This is a genomic window from Alcanivorax sp. MD8A (genome assembly GCF_002888555.1).
Lineage (GTDB): Bacteria > Pseudomonadota > Gammaproteobacteria > Pseudomonadales > Alcanivoracaceae > Alcanivorax.
The window spans coordinates 44,395-60,102 of record NZ_AQOQ01000012.1; the positions used below are offsets into that span (position 1 = coordinate 44,395).

Sequence of the window (15,708 nt, forward strand, 5' to 3'; positions counted from 1 at the left end):
CATTGGCAGTGAATGGGAGAGCGGGTGCTGGAATTGTTTCTGATCTGTCTGGGGGTCGGGGTGGGGGCTGGCTTGCTGGCCGGAGCCCTGGGGCTGGGCGGTGGGGTGGTGATCGTGCCGGCGCTGATTTTCCTGTTCCACGGATTGGGCTTTGCAGATGATCTGGTCGCCAAGATGGCCGTGGCGACCTCTCTCAGCACCATCATCATTACCTCCATCAGCGCGGTGCGTACTCATCACAAGGCGGGCTTTGTCCGCTGGCCGGTGGCGTTCCGGCTCGGGGTGGGGATTGTGCTGGGGGCGTTTGCCGGTGCGTTCATTGCTGATGCCATGAAAGGGGAACTGCTGACCCGCTTGTTTGGTCTGTTTGCCATGCTGATCGCCTTGCAGATGTTGCTGGTCGGGCAGAAGGCGGTCGATGCGTCCTTGCCGGAGCGAGTCCCCGGGGCGGTGGGGCTCGGGATCGCCGGGGTGCTGATCGGCACGGGCTCTGCGATTTTCGGTATTGGTGGTGGCTCCCTGACGGTGCCTTTTCTCAGCTGGTGTCGCCTGAAAATGCAGCAGGCGGTGGCTATCTCATCGGCCTGCGGGTTGCCTATTGCGGTGGCGGGGACGGTGGGCTTTGCCGTGGCCGGCTGGGATGAGCGTCATCTGCCTGAGGGGGCGCTCGGTTATGTGTTTTTACCCGCCACAGCCGGTATAGTGCTCACCAGTTTTCCGTTTGCCCGGCTGGCTGCCCGACTCAGTCACCGTTTGCCGTCCGCGACCCTGAAGCGGGTATTTGCGGTGGTGCTGTTTGTGTTGGGTGTGAATCTGGCCTTTGGATAGGACGCTATGGAATTTCCTGTGATTGATCCGGTGGCCATCGCCATCGGCCCGTTGAAGGTCCACTGGTATGGGCTGATGTACATGATCGGCTTCGCGGCGGCCTGGTGGCTGGGCACCGTGCGTGCCAAGGCGCCGAACTCGGGCTGGACCCGGGATCAGGTGAGCGACCTGGTGTTCTATGGCGCCATGGGGGTCATTCTGGGTGGTCGTCTGGGCTACGTATTCTTCTATAATTTCAGCAAGTTTCTGGCTGACCCGGTGTGGTTGTTCAAGGTCTGGGATGGCGGCATGAGCTTCCACGGTGGCGCCATCGGTGTGCTGGTAGCGTTTGCCCTGTTTGCCCGCAAGACCGACAAGCGTTTCTTTACCGTGGCCGATTTCATGGTGCCCATGGTGCCGATCGGGCTGGCTACCGGCCGCTTTGGCAACTTTATCAATGCCGAGCTGTGGGGCCGGACCAGTGACGTGCCTTGGGCCATGGTGTTTCCGACCGACCCGGATCGTCTTCCCCGGCACCCTTCCCAGCTTTATGAGTGCCTGCTGGAAGGTGTGGTGCTGTTTATCGTGCTGTGGGTCTACTCGGCAAAACCGCGCCCGGCCGGGGCGGTGACGGGCCTGTTTGGGGTCGGCTACGGGGCGGCACGGACCTTTGTGGAATTCTTCCGCGAGCCAGATGCCCATATCGGCTATCTGGCCGGCGGGTGGCTGACCATGGGGATGCTGTTGAGCATTCCGATGATTATTCTCGGTATCGCCATGATGGTATGGGCGTATCGAACCGACGATCGCCAGGCGATGGTGAAAGGGTGACGGCATGAAGCAATATCTTGACCTACTGCGCCATGTGCGTGACCACGGCATGTTCAAGGAAGACCGCACCGGCACTGGCACCTATGCGGTGTTCGGCTACCAGATGCGCTATGACCTGAGCGAGGGTTTCCCCATGCTCACCACCAAGAAACTGCATCTGCGTTCGATTATTCACGAGCTGCTGTGGTTTCTGTCCGGTGACACCAATATCCGTTACCTGAAAGAAAATGGCGTCTCTATCTGGGATGAGTGGGCGACCCCCGACGGCGAGCTGGGGCCAGTGTACGGCGAGCAATGGCGTAGCTGGAAAACCCCGGATGGACAGGTTATCGACCAGATCACCCAGGTACTGGACGAGATCAAGCGCAACCCGGATTCCCGTCGTCTGGTGGTCAGCGCCTGGAACCCGGCGGTGCTGCCAGATCCGGCCATTTCCCCGGATGCCAATGCCGCGGCGGGCAAGCAGGCGCTGCCGCCCTGTCACTGCCTGTTCCAGTTCTATGTGGCGGACGGCAAGTTGAGCTGTCAGCTATACCAGCGCAGCGGAGACATCTTTCTGGGCGTGCCTTTCAATATTGCCTCTTACGCGCTGCTGACCTTGATGATGGCGCAGGTCTGCGGCCTCGAGCCCGGTGACTTTGTGCACACCCTGGGGGATGCGCACCTGTACTCCAATCATCTGGAGCAGGCCGATACCCAGCTGGCCCGTGCGCCCCGTGCTCTACCGACCATGACTCTTAATCCCGGGGTGAAAGACCTGTTTGCCTTCACCTTCGAGGATTTCACCCTGAGTGATTACGACCCTCACGCCCATATCAAGGCGCCGGTGGCGATCTAAGGCGGGCCTGACGTCGGAGGTCTGACGTCAGACGACTACACTCTCCACGTCCGACATCAGACGTCAGACGTCAGACGGATTTCACTATGTCCATTCGACTTTCCATGATGGTGGCCAAGGCCAGTAACAACGTGATTGGCCGGGACAACAAGCTGCCCTGGTATCTGCCCAACGATCTCAAGTATTTCAAGCAGGTCACCTTTGGCAAGCCGGTGATCATGGGGCGCAAGACCTGGGAATCCCTCAAGGGGCCCTTGCCCGGCCGGACCAACATCGTCATTACCCGCCAGCCGGATTATCTGGCCGACGGCGCCAAGGTGGTCGCGACCCTGGATGACGCAGTGGCCATGGCGGAAAACGTGGCCTTCATCGAGGGCCAGGAAGAGGCGGTGATCATGGGTGGTGCGGAGATCTACTCACTGGCCTTGCCGCAGGCAGACCGTCTGTATCTCACCGAGGTACATGCCAATGTAGAGGGCGACACATTCTTCCCGGAATACGATGCGTCCGAGTGGCAGCAAATCGCCCGCGAAGACTTCGCCGCCGAAGGCCCCAACCCCTACGACTATTCGTTTGTCGTCTACGAAAGACAATAGCAACACGCAAGTGATTGGAATGGGAAAGGTCAAAAGGTTCCCCGGTTTCCCGAAGAACAGAAAAGACTGTCAGATCGTTGAGTTCGGCGCCAATCAATAACCGGGGCACCAGGTAGGAACGTAGCGAAGCGGAGTAACGCACGCAGGGCGGCCCCGAAGGGGTGAGCGAAGCGAATAACTATGCTTGCATGGCGAACCGAGCCTAAGCGAGGCCCGGATCCCAGAACCCTATTTCAAACCCCAAACCCAACATCACTCCTGCCCCGGGCCCTCCTGCCTTCACCCCCGAGGTTCAATCACAACCTCACTCTTGATCGACTGCGCGATAAAGCATTTCTCATGGGCTTTTTGATGTAGCGCCTGAATGGTGGCGCTGTCGGGTTGGGCGTTTTTGAATGTGACCAGCGGTTGCAGAGTGACCTGCTTCACGTAGATTTTTGCCTGATCATTTTGACCAAGGATGGCCTGCGGATCGTCATCATAGCTGGCTACGGCCAGCCCTTCACGGGCAGCTTCAGTCAGGAATGACAGCAGATGACAGCTCGCCAGTGCAGCGATGAAGGCTTCTTCCGGTTCCATGAATTCCTGCTGGCCATGATGGCCATCCACCACCCGTACCTCATTGCCGTCGGCCAAGTGCCACTGGTAGTGGTCCTGGTCGCCGTGATCGCTCCAGCTCAGGTGCATGGTATGTTGCGGCACGAATCTTCCCCGGTTAATGCATTTCCTGAAAGTATGCCACTAATCCGGGGGAATGCCATGGCCGCAATTGTGCGCAATGGTAACGGTTTGGTGCGTCCTTATGCTTCGGGGGTGCCAGACAGTTCCCAGTAGCGGAAAACGGCCACATTCATGCCGGTAGCAAGCAGGCTGACGGGCAGGGCAATCAGCAGGTTGGCCGCGGCGCTGTGGCTGACCAGTGCGCTGATCAGTTGTGCCAGGCTGCTGCTGGCTAGCAGGTATGCCAGAAAGACCACCACGACCATCAGCAGCAGGGGCCATTGCTGGCGCTCGGTCATGATGAAGGACTGCCGGATTGCCTGAATCGGGTTGTGCCGGTGCAGTACCACCAGATACGGGGCAAAGCTGAGGCGGGTGTAGACCCACAGTGCCGGGAAGAAGAAGGCCATCCAGCCCAGTGCGACGCCAATGGCCATGATCGCGTAGGTGGCCAGCAGAGCCGGGAACATGAGCAGGGGAGGAGCCATGCAGGCGACCAGACCGGCCGGTTTGCCGGTGCGGGCAGCGGCGATCTGGCTGATGACGGTGCCTTCTGCCAAGGGGCGCATCAGTAATACCAGCGCCAAGCTGATACCGCTGACTTGCAGAGCGCCGTCGGCGGTTTCCGGCAGTGCCAGGGTGACCCCAAACAGCCACTGCACCGCCTCGCCCATCAAGGCAAAGGGGGCGGTGACCAGAAACAGTGGCCCAAGGTTGTGCCACCAGAAATAGAGGATTTCACGAAAACGTTGACCAAGCATGGTTCGCCGCCGATTCAGTCGACAGAAAAGGTGGCGCCACCATACGACAGCGTTGAAGCCTTTACCAGACTACCGGCCTCGCGGTTGAGGCCTGGTTACCACCAGTACTTGCCCCAGTTCTCCGGGTTGGCCCAGAACCGGGGGTTATTCCAGTTGCGCTGGAAGTTGTAGTCGTCCAGGTCATAGCTGTAGATGTCCAGGGAGCGGCCGTCCTGAGCGAAGTGTCCCTGCTGCCGGCAGCCCAGTGCCAGGAAACCGTTGCTGGGCCAGCGCAGTTTCTGCGGGGCCAGGGCGGGTTGGTACACCGCCACCACGGAATCCGTGTGCAGGTTACGCAGCAATCCCATCAGCGCTTCACCCTCCTGGTGCGTCATGTATTCGAGCTGATCGGCAACAATCGCCATATCAATCCGCTGGATGTCTTCCAGCGCCTTGAACGGGTTTTGTTCCTGGATTTCGATCAGTTCGCAGTCGTGGTCTTTGCACCACTGACTGACGACGGGGATGGGATTCAGGCTGACAGAGACGATGGAGCGTGGCTGGTGGCTGTCGAGAATAGCGGCCAGACGCTCCTGCGGGGTTTCGGTCATGGGTTGTGCCATTGCGGTATTCATGGTTTTCAGTCTACCCCCAAAAACAGGGGCTTTCGAGTGTCGGGAATGCAAACCCCGGTCAGGTTTTCGTTACCTTTTACGTTCTCTTTTTTGCGGCCTTTGCACACAGAAATGCGACCCGGTTCAGAAAAACAGAAAAGACCGTTGACGTCTGTCCAATCAATAATGATAATGATTCTCATATACAGACAAGGAGGCCAGCATGTCCCAGCTCAAGAAGAATGTGACCACTACCACCCGTCGTGTTTCCATCAATGCGGAAAGTAGCGTTGCCAGCAGTCTGCTGCTGAACCATCAGGGCAAGTTGTGGATCGAGCACGCCGGTGAACGTTACCTGCTGCGTCGCACGTCCAACAACCGTTTGATCCTGACCAAGTGAATGTCGCTGGGCCCCCCGTTGGGGCCCGGCACGGGGGTGGTGGTGTGCCGCCACTCTCAACCCTTTCTCCCTGACGTGGATCGCCAGCCGCCGCCAGCTTTCCACACCTAATATCATGCCCGGACGGACACGACGCTCCGCCGGGTGGCGAACTGGAGGCAGCATGTCAGTGATGACGTGGCCCTCGGCGCCGGCGGCCTCTCCTCTGCTACGACAGTGCGGCGCCGCTCTCGGCGACCGGGTTCTGCGGTTACAGGATGAACCGCTGGCCATTCTCAAAGCCCTTTACCGGCTGGGCGCATTGGTGGTGACCACCTTCAGTGCGGGCTCGAAAGTCTCCCAGAATATGCACTACCCGGCGTTCAGTGATGGCGAGTGGTGGCTGGAATCGGTGGGGGATCGATGTCGCCTTCGCCAGAGCCTGCAGCCCGCCCAATGGCACTCGGTGTTGGCGGTGCTGGAGCCCACGGGGCCGTTACCGGCGCGCAGCCTGCTGTTTCTTGATCGCCAGGGCCAGCCGCTCCAGCAGGTGGCGGTGGCGCCAGACAGTGGCGGCCTGGCATTTGAAGAGTTGGTCTGCGCCATGCTGCACCCCGATCAGAAATCCCTGAATCTGCCCTGCGGGTTTCCGCGCCTGCTGCGCAGCAAGCTGGGCCCTTTGAGTGAGCTGGAGCGCGACTGGGCCGGCAGCCATGACGATGAAGATTTCACCCAGTTGCTGGCGCGCTGCCACGATCAACGTTCGGTATTGTATGAGTCTGTGCGCGACAGTTTCGCCTGTCAGGTGCGGGCGGAAACCCTGCCCGCCGTGTTGGGGGAGGCCGCCAGCCGGGATTCGGCGACCACCTTGTGTATCGGTAACCAGGGCGTACGCTTATGTATGACGGCCCCCTGGTCATCGCCGCGTTGGCAGGGTAATCACTGCCACCTTGCCCACAATGGTGCGCTGGTATCGCTGGATATGTCGCAGATGCACAGCCTGTGGCGCTTGCGTAAACCGGGTGAGGGTCAGGTGGTGACGGCGCTGGAAGCGCTGGATGAACAAGGTGACTGGCTGTGGACGCTCTCCGCCGGCGAGGGAGAGGCCTCGTGGCGGGAGTTGTTACGCGATAGCGTGATTCGATAGCGACGGACTGAAAGGCGAAAAGGTGGGGGCTGGGAAGGCCCCCTTTTTTGGGTTCATCGCGGATTAGTTTGGTGTTCAGAATTGGTCGTCGAAGGCTTTCAGCAGACGAATCACTTCGCTGACATCCTGCTCCATTTCCTTGAGCGCTTCTTCTGCCATGGGGGCCACATCACAGCTGGCGGGCAAGGGTGTGCCGGCATCCAGAATGGCGCGAAAACGGGCCACGAAGACCCACTGCAACCACTCACTAAAATTCATGGTGTCGGCGAAGAAAGGCGTCTGACTCTCGAAGGCGGACGGCGCGGGCGGCTGGGTAGACCACAGATCCCGGGCATCCAGCTCGGTTTGCAGGGCATCGAGCAGGTTGAGCAGGGCGGTGTGTTTTTTCGTCGTAGCGTCATTCATCGAACAGGGGCACCAAGTCAGGGATTTCGCGGAGGTTATGGATATGGTGACTGGGTTTGGCCAGTTCAACCGGCCAGTCCATGTCGACCAGATTGGCCCAGACCGTATGCATGCCGTGCTCCCGGGCTGCGTGCACATCTTCCAGCGGGTGATCACCCACATGTACGGCCTGGCTGGCACTAACGCCGGCGGAACGTAACGCTGCTGCAAACATGTCGGGGGCGGGCTTGCGCTTGCCGATGGTTTCCGCGGAATGGTGAAAGGCAAACAGATCATGGATCCCGATCATTCTCAGATCGGCATTGCCATTGGTAAGGGCGCCGAGCACATAACTGTCGGCCAGCTGCTCCAGTACCTCCAGGGCTCCGGGAAAAAAACTGACCCGGTTACGGGCTTCATGGAATACCTGAAAAGCCGCCAGGGCAATGCGACGGGCTTCGTTTTTGCCGAAACCGTGCTCAACAAAGGCACGACTCATGGCGTCCTGGCGCAGGGCGGTCAGGTTGTCGAGATACTCCGGTTTTTCCTTGAGCAAGGAGGTGCGAACCGCCCGCACCCGCTCGGCGCTCAGAGCGGCGGCGGCATCGGGGTGATTCTCGGCGATCCACAGACTGCACGCCTTCTCTGCCTGGCGAATCACTTCATCCACCGGCCACAGGGTGTTGTCCAGATCAAAGGTAATCAGCTTGAGATTGCTCATGGGAGACATTGTAGCGCATGGGCGGAGTCGAGGCTCACGAGGACTCGTCATCGTCCTTGCGGCGCTGTGCTCTGGGATGGGCGCCGTCGTACACCTGGGCCAGGTGCTGGAAGTCCAGGTGGGTATAGACCTGGGTGGTGGCGAGATCGGCGTGGCCGAGCAGCTCCTGCACCGCGCGCAGGTCGCCGGAAGATTCCAGTAGGTGCGTGGCAAAAGAGTGGCGTAGTTTGTGCGGGTGAAGATGGTCATCCAGGCCGCGCTCCAGCGCATGGCGCTTGAGGCGTTGCTGTACGCTGGACGGTGACAGGCGCTTGCCGTTCTTGCTGAGGAAGATGGCCTTTTCGCTGCTGTCCTTGACGAACAGGGGGCGCGCCTTGAGCCAACGCTTGAGCGCGGTGACGGCCGGTTTCCCCATGGGCAGCTGACGGGTCTTGTTACCCTTGCCCGTGACCAGCAGCTGGGCGGCGGTCATGTCGATGCTGTCCATATTCAGGCTCAGCAGTTCGGCAAGCCGCAGGCCACAAGCGTAGAACAGTTCCATGATGGCCTGGTCACGCAGGCTGAGCGGGTCGCCCTTGTCGACCCCGGCATCCAGCAGCTGTGTCACCTGATCCGCATCCAGCGCCTTGGGCAGGCGCTTGCCGCTCTTGGGGGCGCGCACATCCACCACCGGGTTGTCCCTGGCGATGCCTTCGCGCATCAGGTAGCGGTAAAAAGTACGCAGGGTGGAAAGCAGCCGGGCAATCGTCTTGCCGCCCTTGCCCTGACGATGCAGCGTGGCCACCAGCGAGCGAATGTCATGCACAGTGACAGCGGCCCAGTCTTGCTGACCGAGCACCCGCGAAGCTTCTTTCAAATCACGCTGATAATTGCTGACCGTATGCGGCGAAAGCCGCCGCTCCGATTCAAGGTGGGTAAGGAACGAGTTGACAGTGGACAGTTGAGAGTTGACAGCTTTTTGGGGTTCGTCTTTTTCGCTGTTCACTGTTAACTATTCACTGTTCACTGATTTTCTTGGCGGCCTGATGCGGGTACTGACGAAGCACTTCGTGCAGGCGGCGGCTGAGTACCTGACCGATGTGAGTGATGAACAGGGTGCCCAGGGAGCTGCGGAAGTGCATGGCGCTTTTGCTGCCGATCGCCAGCAGGCCGAGACGGCCCTGATACTCCAGCGGGACCATGGCGGCGGAGCGGATGTCGGTCGCATGTTCCTTGAACAGGGCTTCCATCTCTTCCTGACGCATGGCGCCACACACGGCCTTGCCATTGCGCAGCAGGTGATTGAGTGCCTGAGGCAACGCGTTGCTGTCGACACATCGGATCTGGTTGCGCAGATCGCCGAGAATCGGCACTTCCCGGTCATAGAGCATCAGCGACACCCGGTCGCACCGGAAGTCGTCGCCAAGGCTGGTAAGCAGATTGCGGAACAGCTTTTCGGCGCCGCGGGCTTCCAGCAGGGCCAGGGTGAGGCGACGGGTCTTGTCGAACAGGTGGTCGTTTTCGCGGGCCACATCCAGCAGGCCGTTGAGTCGGTCGCGTAACTCGGTATTGCGTTCACGCAGGATCGAGGCCTGACGCTCCAGCAGGGAGACGGCTTCGCCTTTAGAGTCAGGCAGACGCAACAGTTCCAGCAGTTCCGGCCGCTGCTCGAAGAACTCCGGGTTGTCCCGCAGGTAAGCGGCGACCTGGTCGGCATTCGCCGGGCTGTGATCCGTCATCTGTCCGTCCTGTGCTGATCAGTCAGTCTTGATATCAATGCTGCCATCATAGACATGGCTGGCCGGGCCTGTCATCCGGATGCCGCCCTCACCGTGATATTCGATGTGCAGGGAGCCACCGGGTAGATGCACGGTGACGGCGTTATCCAGCCAGCCCCGTCGCTGGCCAATCACCACGGCCGCGCAGGCGCCAGAGCCGCAAGCCAGGGTTTCCCCGGCGCCGCGCTCGTAGACCCGCAGGCGAATTTCCTCACGGCTGACCACTTGCATGAAGCCCACATTGACCCGTTCGGGGAATTGTTCGTGGCATTCCAGCAGCGGACCGGCGCTCTCTACTGGCGCGGTATCCACATTTTCCACCAGCAGGGTGCAATGAGGGTTGCCCAGCCCCACCGCGCCCACTTCCCATGCCTGAGTGCCGGAGACAAGGAAGTAGCTGTCCGCTTCGCCCTTGGCGGTCATTGGGATGGCGTCCGGGGCCCATCGAGGCGCGCCCATGTCGACGGTGACTTGTTCGTCGTCGGTGACCGACAGGGTCATTTGTCCGGCGGCGGTTTCGACCACAATGTCCTGTTTCTGGGTCAGGCCCTGCTCTCGGACGAAACGGGCGAAACAGCGGGCGCCGTTACCGCACTGGCTCACCTCGGAACCGTCGGCATTGAGAATGCGATAGCGGAAATCCGCCTCGCCCTGTGCCGGCTGGACAATCAGCATCTGATCGAAGCCCACGCCAAAATGGCGGCTGCCAAGCCGGCGGATTTCGTCGGCAGGAAACGGCAGGCCGTTCTCGGGCAGTGGCTGATTGATGCCATCAATCACCATGAAATCGTTGCCAAGGCCGTGCATTTTGGTGAAACGCAGGTTCATAACAATCCAGCAGTACGTGATTTGAGAGGATATTGTATGCAGATAGACCGTGCGGTGACAGGGGAATGAGGATGAGTTGACAGTTGACAGCTACGCGAACGGGCATCGGTTTTTCCCCACCCAAGGAGCCCGCCCCCATCACCTGGTCGCGGCATCATGCCTTCAAGCTGCACCGCGTACTGGCCGCGACGCTGTCAACTGTCCACTATCAACTGTCAACTGCCCTCTCATGGTTTACAATCACGCCAAAGCCTTCACCCATGCCATTACCTTCATCACCAGGCCTGTTGCCCATGCTTTCCTACCGCCACAGCTATCACGCCGGCAACTTTGCCGATGTCCTCAAGCACATCGTGCAGATCGCCATCATCGAGTACCTGAAAAAGAAGGATAAGCCCTTCACGGTGCACGACACGCACGGTGGGGCAGGCAATTACCTGATCGACAGTGATCACATGCAGAAGACCGGGGAATACCGGGACGGCATCGAGCGGCTGTGGGACAAGCGCACAGAGGTTGGTGTGATCGACCAGTATGTGAAGCTGGTGAAGCAGCTTAACCCGGTGGGCAAACTGCGCGAGTACCCCGGCTCCCCGAGCATTGCCGCCAGCCTGTTGCGTGAGCAGGACCGTCTGCAATGTACCGAGCTGCACAGCACGGATTTCGAGTTGCTGCACAAGCGTTTCGCCGGCGACAAGCGGGTGCGGGTGGAAAAGCTGGATGCCTGGCAGGGCATCAAGGCCATGATGCCGCCCCAGCATCGCCGCGGCATGGTGCTGATTGATCCTTCTTATGAGCTGGAACGCGATTACCGGGATGTGCTGCCTGCCCTGCAGATGGCCATGGAGCGCTGGGCCACGGCGACCTATGCCATCTGGTACCCGGTGCTGGACCGGAATCGCACGGAGCATTTTGTGCGTGAATTCATCAAGGCGGAAATGCCGGATCTGTTGCGGGTGGAACTGTGCGTGCGCCCGGACGCCTCTGGCCGTGGCATGACGGGGTCCGGCATGCTGATTATCAACCCGCCTTACACCCTGGCCCAGCATATGGCTCAGGCCATGCCTTTGCTCAAGGAGCACCTGTGCGATACCGGCGGTCACGGTATGGTGAAGCGTCTTACCGGGGAAGGGGCGTAAGCCTCGCCTCGTTCGCTTACAGAAACACCATGTTCATGGCGAAGCACAATTGCCATTGTGGCTGGCCGGGGCCCGGTCAGCCACCGAGACCTGCGGTTCGACAAGGAAGTTGAAAACCTCCTTGCCGAGTCGTGCGCCCACCGGAACACGGTAGTTGTCCGAGTTGAAGTCGTAATTCCAGATCGGCGCCGTGCCGCTGTACCTTTTGCTGCGGGTTACTCCTCATTGAACAGCAGCACCAGCGTGCCGCCGCGTAATACGCTGCCGTAATTCAGGTTGATGCCTACCCCGATATTATCCACGAACGGGATGTTGAGCTTTTGCACATCCAGCAGCCAGCCCACCCCGGCTTCATAGTAATAGTGGTTGCCCAGCGGGCCATCCAGATCAGCTCCCAGATCATAGCGTGAGGCTTGCATCCAGACATTCTGGCCGGGAAGGATGCGAGTGACGAAGGGGTGGCGCCAGCGGACGCCATTGGACCAGTACCAAGCTTCTGGCTGGACGTCATGGGCGGGTTCACTGGTCGCAAAAGTGCGCCCTTTCATGTAGTGCCATTCGCTGATCAACTTGACCTCGGCGCGGCGTCCACCGATAAACCAGGTTGTCCTGAGGTAGGGTTCTGCCTGCCAGGCGTTGGCGCTGTAGTTAGTGACCAGACCGTCAAGCGCCGGGGCCAGTGCCTGGGATTCCGGTGTATTGAAATCCGTATCATTGAGATAACGCTGCCAGTTTAGGTTCAGGCCCGCGGCGAGCCCGATATTGTCGTTCAGGCGGTGCCGGAACTCTGCCCCTGACGTGAGGGTAGTGACCGAGCTGTCGATGGTGTCGCGGGTGCTTCTGGTGGACGAGGCCAGCTGGGTTTCCTGCTTTTGCCCCAGATACGCCGCCTTGGCATTCAGAACCAGGGTGTTGCTGTGTTCACCGATCGGGGTGCTCCAGGAGTAAGGGAGTGACACGGTGGTGAGCCGTTGACGTAGCTCCTGGGCTTCCAGTGATCCCAGGTTCTCGTCTTCAAACCCAATAAAATTATTGGGGTCGAAGTCCCAGAACCCCAGTCGCACGGCGTTGCCGCCAGTCAGCAAGGTGGCCGTTACATAGCTTTCGGCAAGGCTGAGACGAATGGCTTTTTGCACCGGGGTGGCAGCGAAGGCCGGGGCCGGTAGCAGTAAAGTCAGCAGAATCAGAAATCGCGGCATGACGATAGGCAGTGGAGAGCGTGTAGGAAGTGAAGCACAAAAGCAGGAGGGAAAGACAGAGGGGCGTCGTTCCCTGAGGGGGCAGCGGGCCGCTGCCCCCTCAAAAGTTGCGCCTCAGGGAAGCAGTGATTCTGGCTTTAACTGCTCATCAAACGTTTCACGCTGACGCACCACAAAGGCCTGGTCACCATCTACCATGATTTCGGCAGGGCGGTTGCGGCTATTGTAGTTACTGGCCATGGCGAAGCCGTAGGCGCCGGCACTGCGCACCGCCAACAGGTCGCCGGTTTCCAGGGACAGGGCGCGATCCTTGCCGAGGAAATCCCCGGTTTCACATACCGGGCCAACGATGTCCCAGGTACGACAGTCCGCATCGTGGGGTTTTACCGGCACGATGTCTTGCCAGGCCGAATAGAGGCTGGGGCGGATCAAGTCGTTCATGGCGCCATCCACGATGGCAAAGTTCTTGTGCTCGGTGGGCTTGAGGAACAGTACCTGGGTGATAAAGATCCCGGCGTTGGCGGCAATGGAACGGCCTGGCTCGATATGAACCGGCAGGTCGCCGGGTATGTGCTTGAGCAGGGCCTCGACATAGGCGCTGCGCTCCGGCGGCGTTTCGTCGTTGTAGGTCACGCCCAGCCCGCCACCCAGGTCCAGATGATGGATCTCGATGCCTTGTTGTTGTAGCTGGTCGAGCAGTTTCAGCACGCGCTCCAGCGCATCTTCGAACGGCGCCAGATTGGTGAGCTGGCTGCCGATGTGGCAGTCGATGCCGAGGATGCGGATATGCGGCATCTCGTGGGCGCGCTGGTACAGGGTCGGAGCCTTGTTGATGTCCACGCCGAATTTGTTGTCTTTCAGACCGGTGGAAATATAGGGGTGGGTCTGGGCGTCCACGTCCGGGTTTACCCGGATGGAGATTGGGGCTTCCATGTCCAGTTCGCCGGCCACCAGGTTAAGCAGTTCCAGTTCGGCGGCGGACTCCACATTGAAACAGTGGATGCCGGCTTTAAGTGCAGCGGCCATTTCGGCGGCGGTCTTGCCGACACCGGAAAACACGATCTTGTCCGGGTCGCCGCCGGCGCGCAGTACCCGCTCCAGCTCCCCGCCGGAGACGATATCAAAGCCGGCCCCGCAGCGGGCCAGCACATTCAGGACTGCCAGGTTGGAGTTGGCTTTGACCGCATAGCAGACCTGGTGAGGGTGATCGCCGAAGGCGTCGTCGAAGGCCTGGTAATGGCGTTCGAAGGCGGACCGGGAGTAAAGATACAGGGGGGTGCCGAAACGTTCGGCCAGTTGTGCTACCGGCAGTTCTTCGGCAAACAGTTCGCCGTCACGGTACTGGAAGGGGTCCATGGTCAGTCCTTCTGATCGTCATCGTGCTGAGCGTCGTCAGCGGTGTCTTGGGCTGGCTGGCCCGGAGCGGGCTGCCTGGGTTCGTCCGGCGCAAAGTACAGAGGCCCTTTCTGGCCACAGCCAGTGAGAAGGGCAAGCAGTAACAAGGCAGATAAGCGCATTTTCCAGCTCCGGGCGCAAAGAGCGGAAAGGGCACCCTTTCCGCCGGGCGAATCAATGCCTGCCTGCGGGCAGGCGCCTGGGTCAGGCGTTACCGGTATTGTCCAGTGCCTCACGGGCTCGGGCAACGGCAGCGCGGACCTGATCGGGGGCCGTGCCGCCGATGTGGTTACGGGCGCTCACGGAGCCTTCCAGGGTCAGCACGTCGAATACGTCGTCGTCGATCTGGTCGCTGAACTGCTTGAGCTCGGACAGGGACATGTCGCCCAGGTCTTTCTTTTTCTCCACGCCGTAGGCCACGGCCTTGCCGACAATCTCGTGGGAGTCGCGGAAGGCGATGCCTTTGCGCACCAGGTAATCGGCCAGATCGGTGGCGGTGGCAAAACCGCGACGAGCGGCTTCGCGCATGACTTCGCGGTTTGGCTCGAGGGCCGGGATCATGTCGCCGAAGGCGCGCAGGCTGCCTTTAAGAGTGTCCACGGCATCGTACAGGGGCTCTTTGTCTTCCTGGTTGTCCTTGTTGTAAGCCAGCGGCTGGCTTTTCATCAGGGTCAGCAGGCTGATCAGATGGCCGTTGACGCGGCCGGTCTTGCCGCGCACCAGCTCAGGCACGTCGGGGTTCTTTTTCTGCGGCATGATGGAGCTGCCGGTGCAGAAACGGTCGGGCAGGTTGATGAAGTTGAACTGGGCGCTGGTCCACAGCACCAGCTCTTCACTGATGCGCGACAGGTGAGTCATGGACAGGGCGGCCAGGGCACAGAACTCGATGGCGAAATCGCGATCGCTCACCGCATCCAGGGAGTTCTCACAGACGCCATCGAAACCGAGCAGTTCGCAGGTGCGCTCACGGTTGATGGGGTAGGTGGTGCCGGCCAGCGCGGCGGCGCCCAGCGGCATGCGGTTGACTCGCTTTTTGGCGTCCAGCAGACGCTCGCGGTCGCGCTTGAGCATTTCGAACCAGGCCAGCAGATGGTGGCCGAAGGTGACCGGCTGGGCGGTCTGCAGGTGTGTGAAACCGGGCATGATGGTGGCCGCCTCGCGCTCGGCCAGATCCAGCAGGCCGGTCATCAGGTGCAGGTACTGTTCTTCCATGATCAGCATTTCATCACGCAGCCACAGGCGGATGTCGGTGGCCACCTGGTCGTTTCGGCTACGGCCAGTGTGCAGCTTCTTGCCGGTGATGCCGATCTTGTCGGTGAGGCGGGCCTCGATGTTCATGTGCACATCTTCCAGGGCCACGGACCACTGGAATTCCCCGGCTTCGATTTCCTTCTGGATCTCGGCCAGGCCATTGATGATGGCGTCGCGCTCGTCATCGGTCAGCACGCCGACCTCGGCCAGCATGGTGGCGTGGGCCTGAGAGCCGTAGATGTCCTGACGGTACATGCGCTGGTCGAAATTCACGCTGGCGGTGAATTCCTGCACGAACTGGTCGGTGGATTCGCTGAAGCGGCCGCCCCAGAGTTTGTTCTGCTGCTTGTCAGTCATCGTAC

General features: G+C 60.3%; 19 protein-coding genes. 7 read left to right on the top strand and 12 right to left on the bottom strand.

Annotation, left to right across the window (positions count from 1 at the left end; genetic code table 11):
- Positions 1-24: 24 nt before the first annotated feature.
- The 4 genes from A15D_RS08210 to A15D_RS08225 all read left to right on the top strand — a co-directional run bounded on the left by A15D_RS08210 (position 25) and on the right by A15D_RS08225 (position 3,072).
- On the top strand, positions 25-828 hold the full coding sequence (locus A15D_RS08210) for a sulfite exporter TauE/SafE family protein (RefSeq protein WP_102791532.1): 804 nt from the start codon (positions 25-27) through the stop codon (positions 826-828).
- 6 nt (positions 829-834) lie between these two features.
- Positions 835-1,638 carry a prolipoprotein diacylglyceryl transferase gene (lgt, locus tag A15D_RS08215; protein WP_022984708.1) on the top strand — a complete coding sequence of 268 codons (804 nt, stop codon included), beginning with the start codon at positions 835-837 and terminating at the stop codon, positions 1,636-1,638.
- Between the two features lie 4 nt (positions 1,639-1,642).
- Positions 1,643-2,476, top strand: coding sequence for a thymidylate synthase (locus tag A15D_RS08220; RefSeq protein WP_102791533.1), 834 nt, complete (start codon positions 1,643-1,645; stop codon positions 2,474-2,476).
- Positions 2,477-2,562: 86 nt separating this feature from the next.
- Positions 2,563-3,072, top strand: a complete 510-nt coding sequence (locus A15D_RS08225; protein WP_102791534.1) for a dihydrofolate reductase — start codon at positions 2,563-2,565, stop codon at positions 3,070-3,072.
- Positions 3,073-3,351: 279 nt separating this feature from the next.
- Here the strand turns inward: A15D_RS08225 and A15D_RS08230 are convergent, their stop codons facing one another.
- From A15D_RS08230 to A15D_RS08240, 3 genes are all read right to left on the bottom strand, one after another.
- Positions 3,352-3,774, bottom strand: a complete 423-nt coding sequence (locus A15D_RS08230) for an OsmC family protein (protein WP_233192168.1) — start codon at positions 3,772-3,774, stop codon at positions 3,352-3,354.
- Between the two features lie 98 nt (positions 3,775-3,872).
- Positions 3,873-4,553: a hypothetical protein gene (locus tag A15D_RS08235; protein WP_102791535.1), complete on the bottom strand. Its 681-nt coding sequence runs from the start codon at positions 4,551-4,553 to the stop codon at positions 3,873-3,875.
- A gap of 95 nt (positions 4,554-4,648) precedes the next feature.
- Positions 4,649-5,167, bottom strand: a complete 519-nt coding sequence (locus A15D_RS08240) for a DUF6231 family protein (RefSeq protein ID WP_031226165.1) — start codon at positions 5,165-5,167, stop codon at positions 4,649-4,651.
- A 202-nt stretch (positions 5,168-5,369) separates the two neighbouring features.
- Here A15D_RS08240 and hemP point away from each other — a divergent pair, with 202 nt between their 5' ends.
- Complete coding sequence (gene hemP, locus A15D_RS08245) at positions 5,370-5,546, top strand: hemin uptake protein HemP (RefSeq protein ID WP_022984714.1); 177 nt, start codon at positions 5,370-5,372, stop codon at positions 5,544-5,546.
- Positions 5,547-5,709: 163 nt separating this feature from the next.
- Positions 5,710-6,672, top strand: coding sequence for a hypothetical protein (locus A15D_RS08250; protein WP_102791536.1), 963 nt, complete (start codon positions 5,710-5,712; stop codon positions 6,670-6,672).
- A 75-nt stretch (positions 6,673-6,747) separates the two neighbouring features.
- Here A15D_RS08250 and A15D_RS08255 read toward each other — a convergent pair whose 3' ends face one another.
- The 5 genes from A15D_RS08255 to dapF are packed head-to-tail and all read right to left on the bottom strand — an operon-like array spanning position 6,748 to position 10,362.
- Positions 6,748-7,077, bottom strand: coding sequence for a YqcC family protein (locus A15D_RS08255; RefSeq protein WP_102791537.1), 330 nt, complete (start codon positions 7,075-7,077; stop codon positions 6,748-6,750).
- On the bottom strand, positions 7,070-7,777 hold the full coding sequence (locus A15D_RS08260) for an HAD family hydrolase (RefSeq protein ID WP_102791583.1): 708 nt from the start codon (positions 7,775-7,777) through the stop codon (positions 7,070-7,072). Before A15D_RS08260 ends, A15D_RS08255 begins: the two co-directional genes overlap by 8 nt.
- Positions 7,778-7,811: 34 nt before the next feature.
- On the bottom strand, positions 7,812-8,717 hold the full coding sequence (xerC, locus tag A15D_RS08265; protein ID WP_199175831.1) for a tyrosine recombinase XerC: 906 nt from the start codon (positions 8,715-8,717) through the stop codon (positions 7,812-7,814).
- A gap of 55 nt (positions 8,718-8,772) precedes the next feature.
- The gene (locus A15D_RS08270) at positions 8,773-9,495 is read right to left on the bottom strand and encodes a DUF484 family protein (RefSeq protein ID WP_102791539.1); all 723 of its coding nucleotides are present in this window, start codon (positions 9,493-9,495) and stop codon (positions 8,773-8,775) included.
- An 18-nt stretch (positions 9,496-9,513) separates the two neighbouring features.
- Positions 9,514-10,362, bottom strand: coding sequence for a diaminopimelate epimerase (gene dapF, locus A15D_RS08275; protein WP_022984720.1), 849 nt, complete (start codon positions 10,360-10,362; stop codon positions 9,514-9,516).
- Positions 10,363-10,622: 260 nt separating this feature from the next.
- Here dapF and A15D_RS08280 point away from each other — a divergent pair, with 260 nt between their 5' ends.
- On the top strand, positions 10,623-11,501 hold the full coding sequence (locus A15D_RS08280; protein ID WP_233192170.1) for a 23S rRNA (adenine(2030)-N(6))-methyltransferase RlmJ: 879 nt from the start codon (positions 10,623-10,625) through the stop codon (positions 11,499-11,501).
- A 215-nt stretch (positions 11,502-11,716) separates the two neighbouring features.
- Here A15D_RS08280 and A15D_RS08285 read toward each other — a convergent pair whose 3' ends face one another.
- The 4 genes from A15D_RS08285 to argH all read right to left on the bottom strand — a co-directional run bounded on the left by A15D_RS08285 (position 11,717) and on the right by argH (position 15,703).
- Positions 11,717-12,700: a Solitary outer membrane autotransporter beta-barrel domain gene (locus A15D_RS08285; protein ID WP_022984722.1), complete on the bottom strand. Its 984-nt coding sequence runs from the start codon at positions 12,698-12,700 to the stop codon at positions 11,717-11,719.
- A 114-nt stretch (positions 12,701-12,814) separates the two neighbouring features.
- Positions 12,815-14,056, bottom strand: a complete 1,242-nt coding sequence (gene lysA, locus A15D_RS08290) for a diaminopimelate decarboxylase (protein ID WP_102791540.1) — start codon at positions 14,054-14,056, stop codon at positions 12,815-12,817.
- 2 nt (positions 14,057-14,058) lie between these two features.
- On the bottom strand, positions 14,059-14,217 hold the full coding sequence (locus tag A15D_RS08295; protein ID WP_102791541.1) for a lipoprotein: 159 nt from the start codon (positions 14,215-14,217) through the stop codon (positions 14,059-14,061).
- A gap of 82 nt (positions 14,218-14,299) precedes the next feature.
- On the bottom strand, positions 14,300-15,703 hold the full coding sequence (gene argH, locus A15D_RS08300) for an argininosuccinate lyase (RefSeq protein WP_102791542.1): 1,404 nt from the start codon (positions 15,701-15,703) through the stop codon (positions 14,300-14,302).
- Positions 15,704-15,708: the final 5 nt, after the last annotated feature.

What these genes read in the sequence shown, in the direction of transcription:
- lgt (WP_022984708.1), top strand. Translation starts at nt 835, where the DNA reads ATGGAATTTCCTGTGATTGATCCGGTGGCCATCGCCATCGGCCCGTTG.
- A15D_RS08220 (WP_102791533.1), top strand. Translation starts at nt 1,643, where the DNA reads ATGAAGCAATATCTTGACCTACTGCGCCATGTGCGTGACCACGGCATG.
- A15D_RS08225 (WP_102791534.1), top strand. Translation starts at nt 2,563, where the DNA reads ATGTCCATTCGACTTTCCATGATGGTGGCCAAGGCCAGTAACAACGTG.
- A15D_RS08235 (WP_102791535.1), bottom strand. Translation starts at nt 4,553, where the DNA reads ATGCTTGGTCAACGTTTTCGTGAAATCCTCTATTTCTGGTGGCACAAC.
- A15D_RS08240 (WP_031226165.1), bottom strand. Translation starts at nt 5,167, where the DNA reads ATGAATACCGCAATGGCACAACCCATGACCGAAACCCCGCAGGAGCGT.
- hemP (WP_022984714.1), top strand. Translation starts at nt 5,370, where the DNA reads ATGTCCCAGCTCAAGAAGAATGTGACCACTACCACCCGTCGTGTTTCC.
- A15D_RS08250 (WP_102791536.1), top strand. Translation starts at nt 5,710, where the DNA reads ATGTCAGTGATGACGTGGCCCTCGGCGCCGGCGGCCTCTCCTCTGCTA.
- A15D_RS08255 (WP_102791537.1), bottom strand. Translation starts at nt 7,077, where the DNA reads ATGAATGACGCTACGACGAAAAAACACACCGCCCTGCTCAACCTGCTC.
- A15D_RS08260 (WP_102791583.1), bottom strand. Translation starts at nt 7,777, where the DNA reads ATGAGCAATCTCAAGCTGATTACCTTTGATCTGGACAACACCCTGTGG.
- A15D_RS08270 (WP_102791539.1), bottom strand. Translation starts at nt 9,495, where the DNA reads ATGACGGATCACAGCCCGGCGAATGCCGACCAGGTCGCCGCTTACCTG.
- dapF (WP_022984720.1), bottom strand. Translation starts at nt 10,362, where the DNA reads ATGAACCTGCGTTTCACCAAAATGCACGGCCTTGGCAACGATTTCATG.
- A15D_RS08280 (WP_233192170.1), top strand. Translation starts at nt 10,623, where the DNA reads ATGCCATTACCTTCATCACCAGGCCTGTTGCCCATGCTTTCCTACCGC.
- A15D_RS08285 (WP_022984722.1), bottom strand. Translation starts at nt 12,700, where the DNA reads ATGCCGCGATTTCTGATTCTGCTGACTTTACTGCTACCGGCCCCGGCC.
- lysA (WP_102791540.1), bottom strand. Translation starts at nt 14,056, where the DNA reads ATGGACCCCTTCCAGTACCGTGACGGCGAACTGTTTGCCGAAGAACTG.
- A15D_RS08295 (WP_102791541.1), bottom strand. Translation starts at nt 14,217, where the DNA reads ATGCGCTTATCTGCCTTGTTACTGCTTGCCCTTCTCACTGGCTGTGGC.
- argH (WP_102791542.1), bottom strand. Translation starts at nt 15,703, where the DNA reads ATGACTGACAAGCAGCAGAACAAACTCTGGGGCGGCCGCTTCAGCGAA.